The organism is uncultured Jannaschia sp., from assembly GCF_947494055.1.
Classification (GTDB): Bacteria; Pseudomonadota; Alphaproteobacteria; order Rhodobacterales; family Rhodobacteraceae; genus Jannaschia.
The window spans coordinates 1-261 of record NZ_CANLTR010000233.1 but is presented as its reverse complement, the minus strand read 5'-3'; the positions used below and the strand labels follow the sequence as shown (position 1 = coordinate 261).

General features: G+C 64.8%; 1 pseudogene. It reads left to right on the top strand.

What is annotated here, in order from left to right:
* Nucleotides 1-5 precede the first annotated feature (5 nt).
* Nucleotides 6-261 (top strand): annotated as a pseudogene (locus Q1A87_RS23975) (IS256 family transposase); the annotation flags it as partial.

Sequence of the window (261 nt, the reverse complement as noted above, 5' to 3'; positions counted from 1 at the left end):
GGCGATTGCGCTCCGATCCATTCACCAACGTCCTGGGCGATGGCGCGCGCAAGCTGATCGAACAGGCGATCCATGCGAAGTTGACCGCGCTGATGGCCTCCTTCTCGGGGGAAAAGCTCGACGACGGTCGCGCGCGGCTGATGCGCCATGGTCACCTAACCGAACGCGAGGTGATGACCGGAACTGGACCGGTGCCGGTGAAGGTGCCGCGTGTCCGCGATCGGAAACCTGGCGCGGACAGGATCACCTTCACGCCCAGCA